The following is a 709-nucleotide window of genomic DNA, read 5'->3' as shown; positions in this document are numbered from 1 at the left end:
TCCTGAATTAAGCTTGTGCCGTTTTTTCATTCTCAACAACGTTGGCTAGAATATTTACCAACAATTTATTGATGATAAGTGTTTTCTTCGCTCGGGTCGCTGAAACATACAGCAAATTCACTTCATCTCTAAAGGCTGCTTTGTCCATTTCAGGGTCAAAAAGATTATTCGGAAAGTCATTATTGATTTCGACAATATCCCACTCTAATCCCTTTGCGCGGTGGGCAGTGGTAACGGTAATACTAAACTAGTTGCTGAATAGAGACTTGCATTTTTTGTCACGCTATTGAGAATAAAAAGAGGTTTAACTTAGAGAATAAAGGTTTGAAATGATCAACAAAGAGCGGCTGTTACGAGATAATCGTTTATGTAAAGCAATCATTGGATTATCAGTCGAAGACACGAGTTTCGCACAAAACTAATTTGGGTACGCTAATAAAACACGGATGTGCTCAGCAATAGCATTTTTGATTACGTCCCAATTTTGTTGATAAAGGGTTATTTTTTCAGATATACGACGTTTATGTTGTTCAAACCACGCAGAAATAGCGAGAAAAATATGATTTCTTTGCGCTCGGCTCGTGCGAGCCTGACAGCGTTCAATACCACAATTTTGTTTAACTTCTCGATGATAAACTTCAACAGACCAACGGGCATCCATGATAGATTTGACGTATTCACGGGTGGGATTCTCTTTGTTTGTTACTAT

Annotated in this window: 2 protein-coding genes; both read right to left on the bottom strand. The window is 37.9% G+C overall.

Annotated features, from left to right (window positions below):
* Positions 1 to 7: 7 nt before the first annotated feature.
* A complete protein-coding gene (locus CBG25_RS03825) occupies positions 8 to 241 on the bottom strand; it encodes a 3'-5' exonuclease (RefSeq protein ID WP_290604628.1) in 234 nt (77 codons plus the stop codon).
* A 177-nt stretch (positions 242 to 418) separates the two neighbouring features.
* On the bottom strand, positions 419 to 709 hold a 291-nt coding region (locus tag CBG25_RS03820), incomplete at its 5' end, for a transposase (protein ID WP_290603789.1).

The organism is Arsenophonus sp. ENCA, from assembly GCF_002287155.1.
GTDB classification, from domain to species: Bacteria; Pseudomonadota; Gammaproteobacteria; order Enterobacterales; family Enterobacteriaceae; genus Arsenophonus; species Arsenophonus nilaparvatae.
Note: the sequence above shows the minus strand (reverse complement) of the source record. Positions and strands in the feature narration are given on the sequence as shown.